This is a genomic window from Allobosea sp. BE125 (genome assembly GCF_031456075.1).
GTDB lineage: Bacteria > Pseudomonadota > Alphaproteobacteria > Rhizobiales > Beijerinckiaceae > Allobosea.
Genome location: NZ_JAVDTY010000010.1, coordinates 151,221 through 171,773 on the forward strand (window position 1 = coordinate 151,221; position 20,553 = coordinate 171,773).

18 protein-coding genes are annotated in these 20,553 nt (G+C 65.9%); 13 read left to right on the plus strand and 5 right to left on the minus strand.

Features of this window, described 5'->3' with window-relative positions; genetic code table 11:
* Window positions 1–68: 68 nt before the first annotated feature.
* The gene (locus tag J2Y55_RS21515; RefSeq protein ID WP_310157822.1) at window positions 69–485 is read right to left on the minus strand and encodes a hypothetical protein; all 417 of its coding nucleotides are present in this window, start codon (window positions 483–485) and stop codon (window positions 69–71) included.
* A gap of 263 nt (window positions 486–748) precedes the next feature.
* Between J2Y55_RS21515 and J2Y55_RS21520 the strand changes: the two genes are divergently transcribed.
* Window positions 749–1,555, plus strand: coding sequence for a cupin domain-containing protein (locus J2Y55_RS21520; protein WP_310157824.1), 807 nt, complete (start codon window positions 749–751; stop codon window positions 1,553–1,555).
* Between the two features lie 66 nt (window positions 1,556–1,621).
* Here the strand turns inward: J2Y55_RS21520 and J2Y55_RS21525 are convergent, their stop codons facing one another.
* The 3 genes from J2Y55_RS21525 to J2Y55_RS21535 all read right to left on the minus strand — a co-directional run bounded on the left by J2Y55_RS21525 (window position 1,622) and on the right by J2Y55_RS21535 (window position 4,110).
* Complete coding sequence (locus tag J2Y55_RS21525; protein WP_310157826.1) at window positions 1,622–2,749, minus strand: diguanylate cyclase domain-containing protein; 1,128 nt, start codon at window positions 2,747–2,749, stop codon at window positions 1,622–1,624.
* A gap of 82 nt (window positions 2,750–2,831) precedes the next feature.
* A complete protein-coding gene (locus J2Y55_RS21530) occupies window positions 2,832–3,329 on the minus strand; it encodes a GNAT family N-acetyltransferase (RefSeq protein ID WP_310157828.1) in 498 nt (165 codons plus the stop codon).
* Window positions 3,319–4,110, minus strand: a complete 792-nt coding sequence (locus J2Y55_RS21535; RefSeq protein ID WP_310157830.1) for a hypothetical protein — start codon at window positions 4,108–4,110, stop codon at window positions 3,319–3,321. Before J2Y55_RS21535 ends, J2Y55_RS21530 begins: the two co-directional genes overlap by 11 nt.
* Before the next feature lie 192 nt (window positions 4,111–4,302).
* On the opposite strand from J2Y55_RS21535, the gene J2Y55_RS21540 reads away from it, so the two are divergent.
* The 12 genes from J2Y55_RS21540 to recN all read left to right on the plus strand — a co-directional run bounded on the left by J2Y55_RS21540 (window position 4,303) and on the right by recN (window position 18,730).
* Entirely contained in the window at window positions 4,303–5,436 is a 1,134-nt protein-coding gene (locus J2Y55_RS21540) for an FtsW/RodA/SpoVE family cell cycle protein (protein ID WP_310157832.1), read from the plus strand.
* Between the two features lie 17 nt (window positions 5,437–5,453).
* A complete protein-coding gene (gene murG / locus J2Y55_RS21545) occupies window positions 5,454–6,536 on the plus strand; it encodes an undecaprenyldiphospho-muramoylpentapeptide beta-N-acetylglucosaminyltransferase (protein ID WP_310157835.1) in 1,083 nt (360 codons plus the stop codon).
* A gap of 37 nt (window positions 6,537–6,573) precedes the next feature.
* Window positions 6,574–7,977 (plus strand): UDP-N-acetylmuramate--L-alanine ligase, encoded by a 1,404-nt coding sequence (gene murC, locus J2Y55_RS21550; protein WP_310157839.1) that lies wholly within the window; start codon window positions 6,574–6,576, stop codon window positions 7,975–7,977.
* A gap of 73 nt (window positions 7,978–8,050) precedes the next feature.
* Window positions 8,051–8,473 (plus strand): endonuclease domain-containing protein, encoded by a 423-nt coding sequence (locus J2Y55_RS21555; RefSeq protein ID WP_310157841.1) that lies wholly within the window; start codon window positions 8,051–8,053, stop codon window positions 8,471–8,473.
* A gap of 13 nt (window positions 8,474–8,486) precedes the next feature.
* Entirely contained in the window at window positions 8,487–9,413 is a 927-nt protein-coding gene (murB, locus tag J2Y55_RS21560; RefSeq protein ID WP_310157843.1) for a UDP-N-acetylmuramate dehydrogenase, read from the plus strand.
* A gap of 93 nt (window positions 9,414–9,506) precedes the next feature.
* Window positions 9,507–10,421, plus strand: a complete 915-nt coding sequence (locus J2Y55_RS21565; protein WP_310157846.1) for a D-alanine--D-alanine ligase — start codon at window positions 9,507–9,509, stop codon at window positions 10,419–10,421.
* Window positions 10,422–10,429: 8 nt separating this feature from the next.
* The gene (locus J2Y55_RS21570; protein WP_310157847.1) at window positions 10,430–11,353 is read left to right on the plus strand and encodes a cell division protein FtsQ/DivIB; all 924 of its coding nucleotides are present in this window, start codon (window positions 10,430–10,432) and stop codon (window positions 11,351–11,353) included.
* Window positions 11,350–12,675, plus strand: a complete 1,326-nt coding sequence (gene ftsA, locus J2Y55_RS21575) for a cell division protein FtsA (protein WP_092166892.1) — start codon at window positions 11,350–11,352, stop codon at window positions 12,673–12,675. Before J2Y55_RS21570 ends, ftsA begins: the two co-directional genes overlap by 4 nt.
* A 104-nt stretch (window positions 12,676–12,779) precedes the next feature.
* On the plus strand, window positions 12,780–14,474 hold the full coding sequence (gene ftsZ, locus J2Y55_RS21580; protein WP_310157851.1) for a cell division protein FtsZ: 1,695 nt from the start codon (window positions 12,780–12,782) through the stop codon (window positions 14,472–14,474).
* Between the two features lie 311 nt (window positions 14,475–14,785).
* The gene (gene lpxC, locus J2Y55_RS21585; RefSeq protein ID WP_310157853.1) at window positions 14,786–15,736 is read left to right on the plus strand and encodes a UDP-3-O-acyl-N-acetylglucosamine deacetylase; all 951 of its coding nucleotides are present in this window, start codon (window positions 14,786–14,788) and stop codon (window positions 15,734–15,736) included.
* Window positions 15,737–16,018: 282 nt separating this feature from the next.
* Window positions 16,019–16,885, plus strand: coding sequence for an outer membrane protein assembly factor BamD (locus J2Y55_RS21590; RefSeq protein WP_310158048.1), 867 nt, complete (start codon window positions 16,019–16,021; stop codon window positions 16,883–16,885).
* Between the two features lie 159 nt (window positions 16,886–17,044).
* Window positions 17,045–18,730 (plus strand): DNA repair protein RecN, encoded by a 1,686-nt coding sequence (gene recN, locus J2Y55_RS21595; protein WP_310157855.1) that lies wholly within the window; start codon window positions 17,045–17,047, stop codon window positions 18,728–18,730.
* Here the strand turns inward: recN and J2Y55_RS21600 are convergent, their stop codons facing one another.
* Complete coding sequence (locus tag J2Y55_RS21600; protein ID WP_310157857.1) at window positions 18,731–20,353, minus strand: ABC-F family ATP-binding cassette domain-containing protein; 1,623 nt, start codon at window positions 20,351–20,353, stop codon at window positions 18,731–18,733.
* Window positions 20,354–20,553: the final 200 nt, after the last annotated feature.

Here is a 20,553-nt window from a genome sequence, read left to right on the forward strand (position 1 = left end):
ATGCTCTACCTCCTTGCTTTATCGCATTTTCTTCACGCGAACCGGTGTCCGCTTCGCTCGAAAATGCTCTAGGTCGACGTATCCATGATGTAGGGAACGCTGCTCGCGACGATGGCGAGCTCGATCGCATTGAAGAGCATGCCGCCGCAATGCAACCAGCGCAGCTGACGGGCCGCATTGGCAGGCCGAGCATCGATCTGGGCATCCATCCGCTGCAGGAACCAGCGACGCGCCGAGACAGTGAAAGCCAAGACGCCGACGCCAATGACGACGGCCCGTCGGCCTGCCACGGCGAAAGCAACCGTTCCAATGACGCTGGTGATGGTCAATGTCAGGAAATAGGCATGGAACATGCCGCGCAAGAGCCGTGCGACTTGCGGAATGTCGAGTTTGAAGAAGAGAAAGCCGGGCGCTGCCAGCAGAAGATACGCCATCGGAAGCATCAAGATGACGATGGCGAAGAAGGCGGCGGCATCCGACGTCATGCGAGCACCTTTTACGTCTCCCGCCGGGCGAGGGTTTTCCGGCAGCAGCGTGCAGTAATATCCGCCTGGATATAGCCTCGACACTATTGGGCTTTAGTCGGATACGATCGCGCAGGATCATTCTCCGGCGCATGAGATCGTCGTCGCACCGGCGTCACAGATTGTACGGTGCGCCTAAGGCCTAGTTGCTTGGATCTGCTGCTTTCAGCACAACGATGACCTTAGGATATGCCCTCGGCGAAATCGATTGAGCTGCCGGCGCGATGGCGACGGAGCAAGACAACGACGAAGAAAGACAACGACAAAAAGAACCGAAACAGCGGAGGACACAGATGAGCAGGCTCTCTTGGCGCTGGTGGTCACGAAGCAAGAGCAAACCCCTGGACGAGGCGGGACCCTGTTCCGGACGGTTTGAAGGCGGGGATCGGCGCCAACTGCTCCAGGCGCTCTCCGCCATCGCCGGCGGCGGTGCCCTGGCCGCGATGCCGCAACCCGCCGGAGCGAAGGACTCGAGCGAATTGCCGCCCCCAAAACGGGTGCTGACCGGTCGCGATGCAGCGGGCAAGTCGGTGTTCAAATCCGTCGATGTCACCTCCAAGGTGGTGGAGATCGATTCCAATCCGGGGCTGACCTTCTACGAACTCTATATGACCGAGGGCGTGCCACGGCTCACCGGCCAGGAGCCGGACCCGATGCTCCAGGGAACGAGGGCCTTTCCCGGCCCGGGCGGCACGATGTTTCGCCTGATCTCGTATCCGCCGAAGCGACCCGAGGGCTGGAAGCCGCCGCCCGGCGTCACTTTCGCGAGCGCGCTGGGAGAAATGTCGGAGAAGATCCCTCGCATGGGGGAGCATTTCGAGCATGGCGCGCCAGGCATGCACACCTCGGACACCATCGACTACGGGGTCGTGGTTCGTGGCGAGATGACGCTGGAGCTGGACGACGGAAAGATAGTCCATCTGCGCCAGGGCGATTGCATCGTGCAGAACGGTACCCGGCATCGCTGGCGCAACCCGTTGCCGGAGCCCTGTCTCATGGCCTTCATCTCGGTCGGCGGACAGCGCGGGTAGGACGCGGCTACCTTCAAGGCGAGCCAGCCTGACCCGGGACGACCGCGCCTGTCCGCCTCGCGGGCATCACACTGCAGCGGGGGCAGTCGCTCCTTGCAAGATGCTGTACCGTCCGCGTCCGGACTCCTTGGCCGCGTAGAGTTCGCGATCGGCCTTTTGCAGGAGTGCATCGGGCTCGTCGCCCGGTGGCTGGCAAATCGTGACGCCGACGCTCACTCCGACCCGGATTTCGCGCCCATCGATCATGACCGGTGCGGCCACGGCCTCGACCAGCCGCTGGGCCAGGGCGCAGGCCTCGGCCGGCTGCGTGAGCGGCGTCTGAATCAGCGCGAACTCATCTCCGCTCAATCGCGCGACGATATCCGACGACCGGGCCGCCTCCTTCAATCGCAGGGCGATCTGGCGCAGGAGTTCGTCGCCGGCGGCATGACCCAGCGTATCGTTGACCGCCTTGAAGTGATCGAGGTCGAGATAGAGAACCGCGAAGCCCTGGCCATAGCGCCGGGTCCGGTCGCACTCCTCCTGGAGGCGCTGACGGAAAAGGGCGCGGTTGGGCAGCATGGTCAGGTCGTCATACAGCGCTTGTCGCGCCAATTCGCGATGGGCGACGATCCGGTCGAGGATGGTCAGGTGCAGATGCGCGATCATCTCGAAGCCAATGATCAGATAGGCGATCAGCATGACCGCCATCAGGAGATGCTCGGGGTCGCCATTGGCCAGGCTGGCGACGATCGGCGGGGCGAGCGTCAGGACAAGCTGGATCCGGGCGATCACCGGTCGAACGGCGACGCGAATGATCATTCCGCAGGGATAGGCGACCAGTACGACCGCGATCAGCAATTGCGCAGAGGTGTCAGCGGTCAGGAAGACATAGGCCGCGACACCGCCCAGCAGCGCGCAAAATGCGAAACCGCCGACGGCATAGCGGCGCTCCCATCGTCGGGCCTGTTCGGCGCTTTGGATGCTGGGTCTGGCCCGCCGATAGGCTGCCGTGATCAGGACGCGCCCGGTAGTGACGATCGCGGCCGCGATGCTCGCCGCCGCGACGATCTGATCCTCGTACAGGGCCGAACTCATCCACGCTGCCGCGCTCAGCGCAATCCCAACCGCGATGACGGAGGCCAAGGACGTGAACATGATGTCGACGAGCTCGGGCAGGACATTGTCCGGGGCTCGGGCGGGCGCTGTCGTCATACCTATCTCCCTGCGTGCAGGTAGCATGCAGGGCTTAATCGAAGTTGTCTCGCGGAACTCGCATCCTGCCGGTGTCCGGGCTCTACGAAACATCGAAGCCGGGGTGGTAGGTGACTTCGCCTTTTGGTGCTGGCCCGTGGAATGTCAGGAACTGCAGATAGCCGGGCGGCACATCGCCGTAAGAGAGTTCGGGGTCGCTTTCGAAGCCGAAGCGAGAATAGTAAGCGGGGCTGCCGAGCAGGATGCAGCCGGCTGCCTTCATCGCTCTGAGCCGCTCAAGACCATCCCGAATCAAGGCCTGGCCGATGCCCTCGCGTTGCCGGGCGGGCCGGACGGAGACGGGCCCCAGCCCATACCAATCGCCCGGTTCGCCGTTGATCCTGACAGCCGAAAAGGCGACATGGCCGACGATCTCGCCGTTGTGACGCGCAACCAGCGACAGCGTCAGTGCCCCTGCCGCCCGCAAGGCGTCGACAATCCTGGCTTCGGTCTGCTGGCTGAAGGGTATGTCCTTAAAGGCTTCCTCCGTCAGACGGTGGATCGCCAACGCGTCTTCAGGGTGCTCTTGTTCAATCTGCATCCGGACGAAACTCCACCGTGGCACCTAGTTCGACCAGCTTGTCGCGGACGCGACGCAGCTGGATCGGCGAGCCGGTCCCAACGACGATGTCGCGCTCCCCGGCCAAGGCCAGGACCTCTGGCAACGACAGGCCAAGAGCCTGTTTCACAACCTGAACGACCTTGAGCTTCTGCGAGCCGACATCGGTGATGACCAGGGTGCCCTGCTGGAAGTCCGCGGGGTCGTATGTCGTTTCGTCCAGCGGAAACTCCTTCTCCAGTGCCTCCCGCTCAAGGACACCCTGATGGACCTCGCTCCATAGCGCGTTCGTCATGTCGGCTTCGGTCTCGATGAGCTTCAGGAGCCGCTCATCGTCATCCTTCACGCCGTTCAGAGCCGACAAAAGCTGCCCGAAACGTTGAAGGCTCGCGGCCACAGTGACGGCATCCCAGCGCCCGGCACCGTGCGCCGCGTAGTAGACGGGGAAGCCGGCCGACTTTTCGTAGATGTCGATGAAGAAGGGGTCGTCGAAGCCGTTCAGTGCGATGACATACCATCCCGGCTGCCAATCGCCCGATGCTCGCGACACAAGGCTTTCGCCCGTGATCCCGTGAGAGCGGAAGCCGACCTGCAAAGCCCCGATCTCGTGAAGTTCGGGGTAGTGCGTCGGCAAGGCCAGATTGCCGACGACAATCCGTGATTCGATGAAATCCCTGATCGCGTCCTGAAGACCGTCGGCCAATGGGTCGCTCTCATCTGGTGGCATGGTTTTCACGAGATCCGATTGAGGTGACGGCTTCATGCCAGATTCTGCGGCGCCGCGTCAGCCGAGCTTGGCAACATGATCGGACCTTCCGGCCCGGTAAGGACAGGGCTTCACCTGGCGGACCGCGCTACTCTCCGTGCCCTCGGAATCAAACGCTTAACCATTCATTGACAGAGTGATTCGGAAACGAGGCGCATCTCTGCGCCGTGCTCGATCTTGGAGCCAAGCATGGTCTCTCGCGCGGAACCCAGTCTCAGTGGCCGCTGGTGGTGGTCGATCGACCGCCTCATCCTCAGCGCTCTCGTGGCGCTGATGGTTTCGGGCGTCGTCCTGCTGATGGCGGGTGGGCCGCCGGTCTCGGAACGGCTCGGGCTCTCGACCTTCCATTTCGTTAACCGCCAGGCGGTCTATCTGCTGGTCGCGCTGACCGTCGTCGTCGCCGTCTCGTTCATGACGCCGCGCCAGGTCCGACGCTCGGCGCTGCTCTTGTTCGTGGTCTCGCTCGCCATGGTGGTGGCGACGCTGTATCTCGGTGTCGAGGTCAAAGGCGCGCGGCGCTGGCTCACCATGGGGCCGTTGGGCTCGGTGCAGCCCTCCGAATTCCTCAAGCCTGCCTTCGTCGTGCTTGCGGCCTGGGCCTTCGCCGAGGGCACGCGCCGGCCCGATCTGCCGGGTACGGTCATGGCCTTCCTGCTATTGCCATTGACGATCGTGCCGCTCGTGCTGCAGCCGGATTTCGGCCAGACCATGCTGATCACGCTGGTCTGGGCCGGGCTGTTCTTCGTCGCCGGCCTGCACTGGTTCTGGGTGCTGGGGCTCGGCGGGGCCGGCGCCTTCGGCATTCTGGTAGCCTATCAGCTCGTGCCGCATGTCCGCGCCCGCATCGAGCGCTTCATGGACAAGGGCTCGGGCGACACCTTCCAGGTCGACACCGCTCTGGAGAGCTTCGCGCAGGGCGGCTGGCTCGGCAAAGGGCCGGGCGAGGGCACCGTGAAGCGCATCCTGCCCGACGCGCATACCGACTTCATCTTCGCCGTCACGGCGGAGGAGTTCGGCATCATCGTCTGCATCGCGCTGGTCATGCTGTTCGCCTTGATCGTGCTGCGCGCGCTGTTCGTGGCGCAGAAGGCCGAGGATCCCTTCGTGCGCCTGGCGACGACGGGCCTCTCGCTGCTCTTCGGCATCCAGGCCGCGATCAACATGATGGTCAATCTGCACATGATGCCGGCCAAGGGCATGACGCTACCCTTCATCTCCTATGGCGGCTCATCACTGATCTCGCTTGCGATAGGCACCGGCTTCCTGCTCGCCTTGACACGCAAGCGCCCGCGCGCCGTCGACCTCGGCGCATTCAGGCGCTGACCGCTATGGCAAGGGACATGCTCGTCGTTCTGGCCGCCGGGGGCACCGGCGGTCATCTCTTTCCGGCCGAGGCGCTGAGCCATGCGCTGCATGCGCAAGGCGCGCGCGTCGTGCTGATGACCGATACGCGCGCTGCCGAATATGCCGGCAATTTCCCAGCCGAGGCGGTGCATGCCGTCCAGGCGGCGACGCCATCGGGTCGCTCGCCCCTGAAGATGGCCGGCGCGCTGTTGACGCTTACGAAGGGCGTGTTCGCGGCGCGGCGGATCGTCAAGGAGCTGAAACCGGCGATCGTCGTCGGCTTCGGCGGCTATCCGACTGTTCCTCCGGTGCTCGGCGCCTCGCTGGCGGGCGCCAAAACGCTGATCCATGAGCAGAACGCCGTGATCGGCCGGGCCAACCGCTTCCTGGCGGGTCGAGTCGACATCATCGCGACGGGCTTCGCCGAGGTCGGCGGGCTGTCGGCCTCGGCCAAGGCGAAATGCCGGCAGGTCGGCAACCCGGTGCGTCCGCCCGTGATCGAGGCAGCTTCGCCCTATGCCGTTTCCGGCGACGGCATGCTCAATCTCCTCGTCTTCGGTGGCAGCCAGGGCGCGCGGGTCATGGCCGATATCGTGCCGCCGGCGGTCCAATTGCTGACCGAGGCCGAGCGCGCGCGCCTGACCGTGATGCAGCAGGCCCGGCCGGAGGATGACGAGCGGGTGCGCCGCATCTATGCCAGCGCCGGGGTCAAGGCCGAGATCGCGCCCTTCTTCACGGACCTGCCGGCGCGGATGGCCAAGGCGCATCTCGTCATCGGCCGTGCCGGTGCCTCGACCGTGGCCGAGCTGACCGTGATCGGCCGGCCGGGGATCCTCGTGCCGCTGCCGGGCGCGCTCGATCAGGACCAGGCAGCCAACGCCGCCGTGCTGGAACGTGCCGGCGGCGCGATCCGCATCCTGCAATCCGATTTCACCCCGAGACGGCTGGCGAGCGAACTCTCCGGCCTGCTTGCCGACCCCAACCGCTTGACGGCGATGGCGGGCAACGCCAAGAGCGCCGGCATTCCCGATGCGGCCGAACGACTCGCCCGCCTCGTTCTCGACGTCGCCGCGTCCTAGAGGCTGTACAGCCTCTAGTCTCCACAGGAGTTCCCCGATGAAGCTGCCGCCAAAGCTCGGCTCCATCCATTTCGTCGGTATCGGCGGCATCGGCATGTCCGGCATCGCCGAGGTGCTGCACAATCTCGGCTACAAGGTGCAGGGCTCGGACGCCGCCGACGGCGCCAACGTCAAGCGCCTCGCCGACAAGGGCATCAAGACCTTCGTCGGCCACAAGGCGGAGAATCTCGGCGAGGCCGAGGTCGTCGTGGTCTCGACCGCGATCAAGCGCGACAATCCCGAGCTCATCGCCGCGCGCGAGCAGCGCCTGCCGGTGGTACGCCGTGCCGAAATGCTGGCCGAGCTGATGCGCCTGAAGAGCTGCGTCGCCATCGCTGGTACCCATGGCAAGACCACAACGACCTCGCTCGTCGCGACGTTGCTGGAAAAGGGCGGGCTCGACCCGACCGTGATCAATGGCGGCATCATCAACGCCTATGGCACCAATGCCCGCATGGGCGAGAGCGACTGGATGGTGGTCGAGGCCGATGAATCGGACGGCACTTTCCTGAAGCTGCCGGCCGATGTCGCTGTGATCACCAATATCGACCCCGAGCATCTCGACCATTTCGGCACTTTTGATGCGATCAAGGCGGCCTTCCGCAGCTTCGTCGAGAACCTGCCCTTCTACGGCTTCGCGGTGATGTGCATCGATCATCCGACCGTGCAGGGGCTGGTCGGGCAGATCGAGGATCGCCGCGTCGTCACCTATGGCGAGAATCCGCAGGCCGATTTCCGCCTGATCGACATCGATCTCTCCGGCGGCCAGGCCAAGTTCACGCTCCTGATCCGCGACCGCAAGCGCGGCCGCGACGAGGTCGTGCGTGACCTGATCATGCCGATGCCGGGCCACCACAACGCGCTCAACGCCACGGCGGCGATCGCGGTCGCCTATGATCTCGGCATCCCGGTCGAGAGCATCCGCGCGGCTCTTGCCGGCTTCGGCGGGGTCAAGCGGCGCTTCACCAAGACCGGCGAATGGAACGGCGCGCTGATCTTCGACGATTACGGCCACCATCCGGTCGAGATCGCTGCCGTGCTCAAGGCAGCGCGCGCCTCGACCAAGAGCAAGGTGATCGCCGTCGTGCAGCCGCATCGCTACACCCGGCTCTCCAGCCTGTTCGACGATTTCGCCGCCTGCTTCAACGATGCCGACACGGTGATCGTGGCGGAGACCTATGCGGCGGGCGAGACGCCGATCGCCGGAGCCGACCGCGATTCGCTGGTCTCAGGCATCAAGGCGCGCGGCCATCGTCATACGCTGGCGCTGGAAGGCCCCGACAAGCTGGCGGGCTTGGTGGCCGAACTCGCCGGGCCGGGCGACTATGTCGTGCTCCTGGGCGCCGGCAACATCACGCAATGGGCCTATGCGCTGCCGGGAGAGCTGGCGGCACTGGGTTGATCCGCGATGGTTGACCCTTCTCCCCTCCGGGGGAGAAGGTGGCCGGCGAAGCCGGTCGGATGAGGGAAGTCAGGTGCTGGAGCGAAAGAACTCGCCCGAAACGCTCGACTTCGCCCGTCAGCAGCGCGGAAAGCCGACCCGGGCGGAAGCCGCGTTCTGGCAGGTGGTTCGGGGCCGCCGATTTAACGATCTGAAGTTCAAGCGACAGGTGGCGATCGGGCCGTTCATCGCGGACTTTTGCTGCTTCGAGCATCGGTTGATCGTCGAGTTGGATGGCGAGCCGCACCAAACCGATGAAGCGAAGCTCAAAGACGCCTCTCGCGACGTCTTCTTGAGGCGCGAAGGCTACAAGGTCTTGCGCTTTCCGAATGAGCGCGTGCTAGGAAACCTCGAATTCGTGCTGCGCGAGATCGCCGACATGATCGGTCTCGCCGGACTTCCCTCATCCGACCCGGCTTCGCCGGGCCACCTTCTCCCCCGAGGGGAGAAGGGTTAGCGCAGCGGCCCTCATGACCTTCCCCGACATCACGCCCGATCTCCGCACTGCTGCGCCGCAATTGCGCGGCCGGCTTCTGCCTAATCACGACATGTCCGGCCTGACCTGGTTCCGCGTCGGCGGGCCGGCGCAGGTGCTGTTCACGCCGGCGGATGAGGAGGATCTGGCTCATCTGCTGGCGAGCTTGCCGGCCGAGATCCCCGTCACGGTGGTTGGGCTCGGCTCGAATCTGATCGTGCGCGATGGTGGCATTCCCGGCGTCGTGATCCGGCTCGGCGGCAAGGCCTTCGGCGAGATTTCGCTGGAGGCGGGCGACCGCCTGCGCGCTGGCACCGCCGTGCCCGACGTCAAGGTCGCGCGCGCGGCGGCCGACGCCTCGCTCGACCGGCTTGCCTTCTATCGCGGCATTCCCGGCTGCATCGGCGGGGCGCTGCGCATGAATGCCGGTGCGCATGGCGGCGAGACGACCGATGTGCTGGTCGAGGCGCGCGGCGTCACCCGCAAGGGCGAGATCGTCACGCTGAACCATGCGCAGATGGGCTTCACCTACCGCAACAGCGCGGCCGAGACCCATGAGATCATCTTCACTTCGGCGCTGTTCCAGGGTCGTCCGGGCGATCAGGCGGCCATCTTTGCCGAGATGGATCGGGTCACGGCGGCACGCGAGGCGGCCCAGCCGATCAAGGAGCGTACCGGCGGCTCGACCTTCAAGAATCCTCAAGGCGGCAAGGCCTGGCAGTTGATCGACGCGGCCGGCTGCCGCGGCCTGCGCATCGGCGGGGCCCAGGTCTCCGAGATGCACTGCAACTTCCTGATCAACACCGGCGGCGCCACGGCGGCCGATATCGAAGGGCTGGGCGAAGAGGTCCGGCGCCGGGTGAAGCAGAATTCCGGCTTCGAGCTGCAATGGGAGATCAAGCGGCTCGGCGTGGCGGGCTAGAACTCGCTCCTGCCGCTGGCTCTCGCGCCATCACTTAACGCTGCATTAACCATGATGGGTCGAGGTTCGCCGTAACAGGGAGCCATGACCCCGATGACCAAACACGTCGCAGTGCTGATGGGCGGATGGTCCGTCGAGCGGGAGGTCAGCCTCAGCAGCGGCGCGGCCTGCGCCAAGGCGCTGGAAAGCGTCGGCTTCCGCGTCACGCACATCGACGTGCAGCGCGACATCGCCCAGGTGCTCGCCGATCTGCGCCCCGATGTCGCCTTCAACGCGCTGCATGGCCGCTTCGGCGAGGATGGCGTGATTCAGGGCGTGCTCGAGATTCTGCGCATTCCCTACACGCATTCGGGCGTGCTCGCCTCGGCGCTCGCGATTCGCAAGGACAAGGCGAAGCTCGTTGCCGCGGCCGCCGGCGTGCCGGTGGCGCATGGAATCGTGGTTTCCCGCTTCGAAGCGGCGAAAAAGCACGTTCTGCAGCCGCCTTACGTGCTCAAGCCGATCAACGAAGGCTCGTCCGTCGGCGTCGTGATCGTCAAGAAAGGCCGCGAGCACCCGCCGCAGGAAATCGCCCGCGAGGACTGGCCCTGCGGCGATACGCTGCTGGCTGAAAGCTTCATCAAAGGGCGCGAGCTGACCTGCGCCGTCATGAGCGGCAAGTCGTTGGGCGTCACCGAGATCCGGGCCTCGACCGGGGAGTTCTACGACTACGATGCGAAATACACGAAAGGTGGTTCGATCCACATCTGCCCGGCTCAAATTTTACCAAAAATTTACCAGCAGATCGAAGAGTGTGCGTTAACGGCGCATCAAGCAATCGGGTGCCGGGGCGTCAGCAGGTCTGACTTCCGCTATGACGACGAGACCGACACTCTCGTCTGGCTGGAAGTCAACACGCAGCCCGGCATGACCGAAACGAGCTTGGTGCCCGAATTGGCCGCCCATGCGGGCATGAACTTCGGTGAACTCGTCAAATGGATGGTGGAGGACGCCTCCCTCGATCGGTGAATGCGGTGATGGCGACAGCCAGCTCCCGCTTGCCGGTCCCTGCCGCCGGGCCGCAACTCCTCGTCGGAGAGCGGTCTGGACGCTGGCTGCGCCGCTCGCGGCGCAGCGCGGTCGCGGTGCCTCTGGCGCAGCGCCTGCCGCGCCGCATCGGCACCTGGCTTGCGCTCAGCTTCCTGAGCCTGAGCATCGGCGCGGGCAGCGTCCTGGGCGGCCATGTCGAGGCCTTGCGCCAGGCCTATGGCGAACCGCACCACATGCTGGCCCGGCTGGTCGGACTCGGCATCGACCGCGTCACGATCTCGGGCCTCACGGAGCTGTCCGAGGTCGAGGTCCTGGTCGCCGCCGGGATCGATCCGAAGATCTCGCTCGCCTTCTTCGATGCCGACCAGGCCCGCAAGCTCCTGGAAGCGACGCCGCTGATTCGTGAGGCGACGGTCCGCAAGCTCTATCCGGGCGAGATCTCGATCACGCTGGTCGAGCGCGAGCCTTACGCGCTCTGGCAGGTCAAGGGCGACCTGTTCGTGATTGCAGCCGACGGGACGGTGATCGACAAGATGGATGACGGACGCTTCGCGCATCTGCCGCTCGTCGTCGGGCCCGGCGCCAATCTGCGCGCGGCCGAGTACATCGCGCTGCGCGGCGAAGCGGGGCCGCTGGCGGCCCATATCCGGGCGGCGACGCTGGTCTCCGGTCGCCGCTGGACACTCAAGCTCGACAACGGAATGGATGTACGCCTGCCCGAGATCCAGCCTGGCGTCGCGGTGAAGCGGCTCGCCGGGCTCGAAAGCGATTTCCGCGTGCTCGACAAGGATCTGCTCGCGATCGACCTGCGCCAGCCCGACCGGGTGGTGATGCGATTGTCGGAAGAGGCGGCCAGCGCCCGCGCCGAACAGCTCAAGAGCAAGACCAAGAAGAAGGGAGGCGAAGCATGAATCTGACCTCCCAGGGCCTGACGCCGCGGATGCGGCCCTTGTCGTCGCGCAAGAGCGCGACCTTGTCGATTCTGGACATCGGCACCAGCAAGGTCGTTTGCCTGATCGCCGAACTGAACCCGGCCGAGGCCAATGAACGGCTGCGCGGCCGCACCCATGTCGCGCGCATCATCGGCATCGGCCATCAGCGCTCGCTCGGCCTCAAAGGCGGGGCGATCATCGATCTCGAAAGCGCCGAGCGGGCTATCCGCGCGGCGGTCGACGCGGCCGAGCGCATGGCAAAGGTCGAGGTCCAATCGGTCATCGTCAACCTGACCGGTGGCCGGCTCGGCTCCCAGCATTATGCCGCGGGTGTCGACCTGCGCGCCGGTGCGGTCGGCGACAGCGACGTCAAGCGGGTGCTGGCCGCGGCCGCGATGCATGCGCTCAAACCCGGCAAGGCCGTGCTGCACGCGCTCCCCACCGGCTATGCGCTCGACGGCTCGCCCGGCGTGCTCGATCCGCGCGGCCTGATCGGCAGCAAGCTCTCGGTCGACATGCATGTCGTCGCCAGCGAAGCCTCGGCCGCGCGCAATGTCATGCTCGCAGTCGAGCGTTGCCATCTCGAGGTCGAGGCGGTCGTCGCGACACCTTACGCCTCCGGCCTCTCCGTGCTGGTCGATGACGAGGCCGAGATGGGCGTTGTCGTGGTCGATATGGGCGGCGGCACGACGAGCCTCGGCGTCTTCTCCGGCGGCCATCTGATGCATGCCGACGCGATCGCGGTCGGCGGCAACCACATCACCATGGACGTGGCGCGCGGGCTCTCCACCCGCGTCTCGGCGGCCGAGCGCCTGAAGACGCTGCATGGCTCGGCGATCTCCAGCGCTTCGGACGAACGCGACATGATTTCCGTGCCGCAGGTCGATGACGACGAGCGCGACATGCCCAACCACCTCGCCAAGTCGCATCTGGTGCGGATCATCAAGCCGCGCGTCGAGGAGATCCTCGAACTGGTGCGCGACAGGCTCAGCAATGCCGGCTTCTCCGCTCAGGCGGGACGCCGCGTCGTGCTGACCGGCGGCGCCTGCCAGCTCACCGGCCTGCCGGAGGCGGCGCGCCGCATCCTCGGCGGCCAGGTCCGCACCGGCCGGCCGCTCGGCATCAAGGGTTTGCCGGAAGCGGGCAAGGGGCCGGCCTTCGCGGCGGCCGTCGGGCTCCTGGTCTATCCGCAGGTGGCGCATGTCGAGCATTTCGAGCCGCGCGCCAGCTCGGCCTATTTCGCCACGGGAACGGATGGGTATTTCTCCCGCGTCGGCCGGTGGCTGAAGGAAAGTTTCTAAGGGGTAACGGTGCGCCGGGGCGTTTTTCCGGCGGCGCCAAGTGTCAATCGTAGCAATCGGGACGGCTCCCGCCAGGCGCCGGACAAGGATCAAAAGAGGCAACCATGGCGATGAATCTGCAAGCCCCGGATATCCGGGAACTCAAGCCCCGGATCACGGTGTTCGGTGTTGGTGGAGCCGGCGGCAACGCCGTGAACAACATGATCGAGGCCGGTCTCGACGGCGTCGACTTCGTGGTCGCCAACACGGACGCCCAGGCGCTGGCGCTCAGCCGCGCCTCGCGCATCATCCAGATGGGCCTGCAGGTCACCGAGGGGCTTGGCGCCGGCTCGCAGCCTGAAGTCGGGCGCGCGGCGGCCGAAGAGGTCATCGACGAGATCCGCGACCATCTGGCGGGCGCGCATATGGTCTTCATCACCGCCGGCATGGGCGGCGGCACCGGCACCGGTGCTGCTCCCGCGATCGCCCGCGTCGCCCGCGACATGGGCATCCTCACCGTGGGCGTCGTCACCAAGCCGTTCCAGTTCGAGGGCCATCGCCGCATGCGCATGGCGGAAGCCGGCATCGGCGAGCTGAACGAGGCGGTCGACACGTTGATCGTAATCCCGAACCAGAACCTGTTCCGCGTCGCCAACGAGACCACGGGCTTTGCCGACGCCTTCGGCATGGCCGACCAGGTGCTCTATTCCGGCGTCGCCTGCATCACCGACCTGATGGTGCGCCCAGGCCTGATCAACCTCGACTTCGCCGACGTGCGCGCCGTGATGCGCGGTATGGGCAAGGCGATGATGGGCACCGGCGAGGCGCAGGGCGAGAAGCGCGCCCTGTCGGCCGCTCAGGCCGCGATCAACAACCCGCTGCTCGACGACGTCTCGATGAAGGGCGCGCGCGGCCTGCTGATCTCGATCACGGGCGGGCGCGACATGAAACTCTATGAGGTCGACGAAGCCGCCACCCGCATCCGCGAGGAGGTCGATTCCGAGGCCAACATCATCGTCGGCGCGACCTTCGACGAATCGCTCGAAGGCATCGTGCGTGTCTCGGTCGTGGCGACCGGCATCGACAAGCCCGTCACCACCCAGGCCGAGATGGACGAGACCGAGGCCCGCATTGCCCAGGTCGCCGAGCGCCTGAAGGCGGAAGCCCGCCTGCGCAGCACCAGCGCCCCGGTGCGCGGCTTCACGCCACCGCCGGCGCCCGAGCCTGTCATGGATCTGCGCATGCCGCAGCAGGCCGAGCCGCTGCGCGCCCCGGCGCCCGCTCCGATCGCCGAGGACATCCATATCGAGCCGGTCCAGCCGCGCGCGATGATGCCGGCGGCGCCGTCTCCCGAGCCGATGCTGTCGATCCCGCAGCAGGCCATGCCGGAGAACAGCTTCATCCCGCCGTCTCCGGAACGCGCCGTGATCCGCCCGACGCGGATGCCCCGCATCGAGGATCTGCCGGTGCCGGCGCAGAACCAGATTGCAGCCCAGCGTGGCGCGCAGTCGGCTCCCCCGCCGCCGAACTCCGCCGACCAGAAGCGGATGTCTCTGATGCAGCGCCTGGCCTCAGTCGGCTTCGGCCGCAAGGAGGATGAGGCTCAGGAGCCGCAGGCTCCGCTGCGCCAGGCTCCGCAGCCTCCCGCCGCGGCGCCTGCGCCGAGCGCGGCCCATGCCGAATATATGCGCCGTCCGGCGGCGCCGGCCGCGCGCCCGGCGCAGGGTCAGCTCGACCAGATGGGTCGCGCCGCCCCGAATCGCAGCAGCGAGGAAGACCAGCTGGAAATCCCCGCCTTCCTGCGCCGCCAGGCGAACTGACCTTAGGGTAGCTCTTCCGCCTCTGTAACAAAGCCCGGTGCGCTGCAGCGAACCGGGCTTTGTTCATGTCTGGAAAACCATATTTATCAACGGGATGATCAGTCTTTCCTGGCTTTGTGAGGGCTGTAACAGAGCGAAAGAAAGCGTGATTTTGTCACCCTGTCCGAAGCGCTTATGTTGCATCTGCACTAACGGGGACATCGGCGCAGGGCTTCGGCCAGGGGTTTGATGTCCGAGGCATCGCAGCGACGGTCGGTTCGGGAGCCATGTCAGGCTCCGCCACGTTCCCGGCGATCAGGATTGGATACCAGATGAGCTTCGATCGGCAGACGACACTGCGCGCCCCCGTGACCTTGACCGGGATCGGCGTGCACTCCGGAGCACCCGCCACTATTTGCCTGAAGCCCTCCAGCGCCAATTCGGGCGTGGTCTTCCTGCGCAAGGGGCTCGATGCCGAGCCGGCGCAATTGATCCACGCCAAGCATACCAAGGTCAGCGCCACCGAGCTTTGCACCGTGATCGGTGACAAGGCTTCGGCTTCGGTCGCGACCATCGAACATCTGATGTCGGCCTGCGCCGGCCTTAGCCTCGATAACGTGCTCGTCGAGATCGACGGTCCCGAGATGCCGATCATGGATGGCAGCGCCACCGAATTCGTCAACGCGATCGAGACTGCCGGCGTCACGACGCTGCAGGCCGCCCGGCGCTACCTCAAGATCCTGCAGCCGGTGCGCATCGAGCATGGCCGCGCCTTCGCCGAATTGCTTCCGTCGGATCAAGAAGGCTTCCGCCTCGATGTCGAGATCGATTTCGACACCACCGTGATCGGTCGCCAGCGCAAGGTCTTCGACCTGGAGCCGGTGGCTTACGCCCGCGAGATCTCCCGCGCGCGGACCTTCGGCTTCATGCGTGATGTCGAGCAGCTCTGGAAGGCGGGCTTCGCGCTCGGCGCCTCGCTCGACAATACGGTTGCGATCGGTGACGACAAGGTCATCAATCCCGAAGGCCTCCGCTATGCCGACGAGTTCGTGCGCCACAAGGTGCTGGACGCGATCGGTGATCTCGCGCTTGCCGGCTATCCGATCCAGGGCGAGTTCCGCTCCTATTGCGGCGGCCATCGCATGAATGTCCGCATCCTGGAGGCGCTGTTCGCCGACCGCGCCAATTACGCGATCGTCGAGGCCGAGCCGGTTTACGCCGCTCCTCGTGCGGTCCAGATGGCGGCGGCCGCGCCGGCCGCCTTCGCGCCTGATTTGCACTGACGCGCACTGCTAAGACGCGTCTGCGCCTTCCATTCGCCTGCTTTCTGTCGAATGTACGCTGCTGGAATCGGCTCGCACCGGATGTTAGCGAGGGCGACAGGTTCCGCGCCGCTATCGCCACTCGTCCGGTTGTCCCGGATCACGCGCCTCGTTTTCGACGGTGGCGCGCGGGCGGCGTCTGAGGTAAGGCATGCTTCCCCATCAAGCGGGGACGATCGAAAGAGGACAGACGACGTGAGCGTCAAGCGGCTGACCATTCCGACAATCCATCGCGCCGGATCGATGCGCAGCAGCACGGGCTTTGCCCTCGGCGTCGCCCTGATGCTCGGCGGCTGCGATACGCTGTCGAACATGAATCCCTTCGACAAGCCCGAGGTCTACAAGCCAGAGGTCGTCGCCGACGTTCCCGCCGACAGGCTCTATAATGAGGGCCTGGCGCGGATGCAGAACGGCGACAGCGAGGGCGCGACCAAGAAATTCGGCGAGATCGACAAGAACGCGCCGTTCTCTCCCTTCGCCAAGAAGGGCCTGATCCTGTCCGCCTATACGAATTACCAGGCGAGCAAGTGGGACGATGCGATCACCGCCTCGAAGCGCTTCATCGCGCAGAACCCGGCGAGCCCGGACGCTGCCTATGCGCAGTACCTGATGGCGATGTCCTATTATAATCAGATTCCGGACGCGACGCGCGACCAGGAGCGGACGGAGAAGGCGATCGCCGCCTTCGACGAGCTCATGCAGAAATATCCGAAGTCCGAATATGTCGTCGACGCCAAGGAGAAGGTCCTCGTCGCGCGCGACCAGCTCGCGGGTAAGGAGATGAATGTCGGGCGCTTCTATCTGGAAAAGCGCAACTACACCGGCGCCGTGAACCGCTTCCGCGACGTCATCACCAAGTACCAGACCACGCGCCATGTCGAGGAGGCGCTGATGCGCTTGACCGAGGCTTATATGGCGCTGGGCATCACCAATGAGGCGCAGACGGCGGCGGCCGTGCTCGGGCACAACTTCCCCGACAGCCCCTGGTACAAGGACGCCTATGTGCTGCTCGAGAGCGGCGGGCTGGCTCCGCGCGAAGATCGCGGCTCCTATATCAGCCGCGCCTTCCAGGGTTTCTCACGCGCGGTCGTCAGCCTGAATCCGTTCTAGGCGCGTTTCCGAGCGAAGTGGGTACCGGTTCGCGTGAAGATAGCGCGTCGAAACGAAAAGATAGGGCAATGTCCGGTCCAGTCAGATTGGAAATTGCCTAGACCGAACGCATGAGGGTTTTCCGCGCATGCCCCGCTTTCTGAGCCTGCGCTAAGCGCCATGCTGGCGCAGCTCTCGATACGCGACATCGTCCTGATCGACCGGCTCGATCTGAGCTTCGGCGAAGGCTTGAGCGTGCTGACCGGCGAGACCGGCGCCGGCAAATCGATCGTACTCGATGCCTTTGCGCTCGCTTTGGGCGGCCGCGGCGATGGCGGGCTCGTGCGCCATGGCGAGACGCAAGGACAGGTCGGAGCGGTTTTCGACTTGCCGATGCTGCACCCGGCGCGGCTCCTGGCGCAGGCGCAGGAAATCGACACCGATGGCGACCTGATCCTGCGGCGGGTGCAATATGCAGACGGGCGCACGCGCGCCTTCGTCAACGACCAGCCGGTCAGCGTCCAGATCCTGCGGATGATCGGCGCGGCGATCGTCGAGATCCACGGCCAGCATGACGACCGTGCCTTGACCGACCCGGCGCAGCACCGCCTCATCCTCGACGGGTTCGGCGAGCTGGAAAGCCAGTCCGCTGCGGTGACTGAGGCCAGCGAGACGCTGAAGCGTGCGCGCCAGGCCTTGCAGGCGCAGCGCATCCGCGTCGAGGCGGCGCGCAAGGAGGCGGACTTCCTGCGCCATGCGGTTCAGGAACTCGGCAAGCTCGCGCCACAGCCCGGCGAGGAAGACAGCCTCGCCGCAACCCGGCAAGGCATGATGCAGGCGGAGAAGGTTGCGCGCGACCTCATCGACGCGCATGAGGCCGTGGGCGGGCAGGGCTCTCCGGTGCCGGCGCTCGCCGCCGTGCTGCGCCGGCTGGAGCGCCGTGCCGCTCAGGCGCCGGGCCTGATCGATCCATCGCTCGCCGCGCTCAACACTGCGCTCGTCGCGCTGGAGGAGGCCTCGGAGACGCTGGCAGCGGCGATGCGTGCGGCCGAATACGACCCGCGCGAGCAGGAACGCGTCGAGGAGCGCCTGTTCGCCCTGCGCGCCGCTGCGCGCAAATACGATGTGCCCGTCGACGGCCTGGTCGTACTCGCCGAGAGCATGGCCGCCGATCTCGCGGCGCTCGACGAGAGCGAGACCTCGCTCGGCCGGCTCGAGACGGAATTGCGCGAGGCAGAGGCCGCCTTCGTCAAACTGGCGAAGGCCTTGTCGGCGCAACGCAAGCAGGCTGCGGCCAGGCTCGACGGCGCGGTCAAGGCGGAATTACCGCCATTGAAGCTGGAGCGGGCGCGCTTCATCACCCAGATCGACTCAGACGAGACGGCGCGCGGGCCCGAAGGCTTCGACCGCGTCGAGTTCTGGGTCGAGACCAATCCCGGCACGCGGCCGGGCCCGATGATGAAGGTCGCGTCCGGCGGCGAGCTCTCGCGCTTCATGCTGGCGCTGAAGGTGGTGCTGGCCGAGCGCGGCTCGGCCCCCACACTGGTCTTCGACGAGATCGACACCGGCGTCGGCGGCGCGGTCGCGGATGCGATCGGCGAGCGCCTGGCGCGATTGGCGCAAAAGGTCCAGGTCATCTCGGTGACCCATGCGCCGCAGGTCGCGGCCAAGGCCGGGCAGCATTTCCTGATCGCCAAATCGGCGCTCGACGGGGACAGCGCCTCGCGCACCGTCACCCGCGTCTCGGCGCTGGCCGATCAGGCGCGGCGCGAGGAGATCGCCCGCATGCTGGCAGGCGCGAGCATCACCGAAGAGGCGAGAGCGGCGGCCGGGCGCTTGCTGAACGCCGCGGTCGCTCGGGTCTGATCAGCTCCGCAGGCCCGGCGCCTCCTGGCCCGTGCGCGCGACATACTCCGTATAGCCGCCGCCATAGGCGTGCACGCCCTCGGGCGTCAGCTCGAGCAAACGGTTCGACAGCGCCGCCAGGAAGTGGCGGTCGTGGCTGACGAACAGCATGGTGCCCTCATATTGCGCGAGCGCCGTGATCAGCATCTCCTTGGTGGCGATGTCGAGATGGTTGGTCGGTTCGTCCAATACGAGGAAATTCGGCGGGTCATAGAGCATCTTGGCCATGACGAGGCGCGCCTTCTCGCCGCCCGAGAGCACCCGGCAGCGCTTCTCGACATCGTCGCCGGAGAAGCCGAAGCAGCCGGCGAGCGCCCTGAGCGAGCCCTGTCCGGCCTGGGGAAAGCTGTCCTCCAGCGATTCGAACACGGTCCGGTCGCCGTCCAGCACCTCCATGGCGTGCTGAGCGAAATAGCCCAGCTTGATGCTGCCGCCGAGCGCAACCGTGCCATTGTCCGGTGTGGTGGCGCCCGTCACCAGCTTCAACAGCGTCGATTTGCCGGCGCCGTTGACGCCCATCACACACCAGCGCTCCTTGCGGCGCACCTGGAAGTCGAGCCCCTCATAGATGCTGCGGCTGCCGTAAGCCTTGTGCACGTTCTTCAGGGTGACCACGTCCTCGCCGGAGCGCGGCGCCGGCTGGAACTCGAAGGACACGGTTTGGCGGCGCTTGGGCGGCTCGACCCGGTCGATCTTCTCGAGCTTCTTCACCCGGCTCTGGACCTGGGCCGCGTGCGAGGCGCGCGCCTTGAAGCGCTCGATGAAGTTGATCTCCTTGGCGAGCATCGCCTGCTGGCGCTCGAACTGGGCCTGCTGCTGCTTCTCGGCGAGCGCGCGCTGCTCCTGGTAGAACTCGTAATTGCCGGAATAGGCGGTCAGCGAACCGCCATCGATCTCCACCACCTTGTTGACGATCCGGTTCATGAATTCGCGATCATGCGAGGTCATCAGAAGCGCGCCGTCATAGCCCTTCAGGAATTCCTCCAGCCAGATCAGGCTCTCCAGGTCGAGATGGTTGCTCGGCTCGTCCAGCAGCATGGCGTCGGGCCGCATCAGCAGGATGCGGGCGAGCGCGACGCGCATCTTCCAGCCGCCCGAGAGCGCGCCGACATCGCCGTCCATCATCTCCTGGCTGAAGCCCAGCCCTGCAAGCACCTCGCGCGCCCGGCCGTCGAGCGCATAGCCGTCGAGTTCCTCGAAGCGGCCCTGGACCTCGCCATAGCGCATGATGATCTCGTCCATCTCGTCGACGCGGTCGGGATCGCCCATGGCGGCTTCCAGCTCGCGCAATTCGGCTGCGACGCTGCTCACCGGGCCCGCTCCGTCCATGACGGCGGAGACGGCACTGACGCCCTTCATGTCGCCGACATCCTGGCTGAAATAGCCGATTGTCACGCCGCGATCGACGCCGACCTGCCCCTCATCGGGCTGTTCCTGCCCGGTGATCATCCGGAACAAGGTGGTCTTACCCGCGCCATTGGGGCCGACGAGGCCGACCTTCTCCCCCTTCTGGAGCGCCGCCGAGGCCTCGATGAAGACGATCTGCTGACCGTTCTGCTTGCTGATGTTTTCGAGGCGGATCATGCGGTCATGGAACCTGGGAGTAGGGGGATTTCCCGCGCCCTTACGCCATGGGGGCCGTCTGCGGAAGAGCAGGGGGGCAAATCAGCTGGTGGTGGGCGCGTCATCAGCCCCCTCCATTCCCTTTTGCCGCGATCTGCTTTATGAGCCCATTTCAATCGATGGCTGCGGACTGGCTGCATTTGCGCGCCGCGCCGCTCATC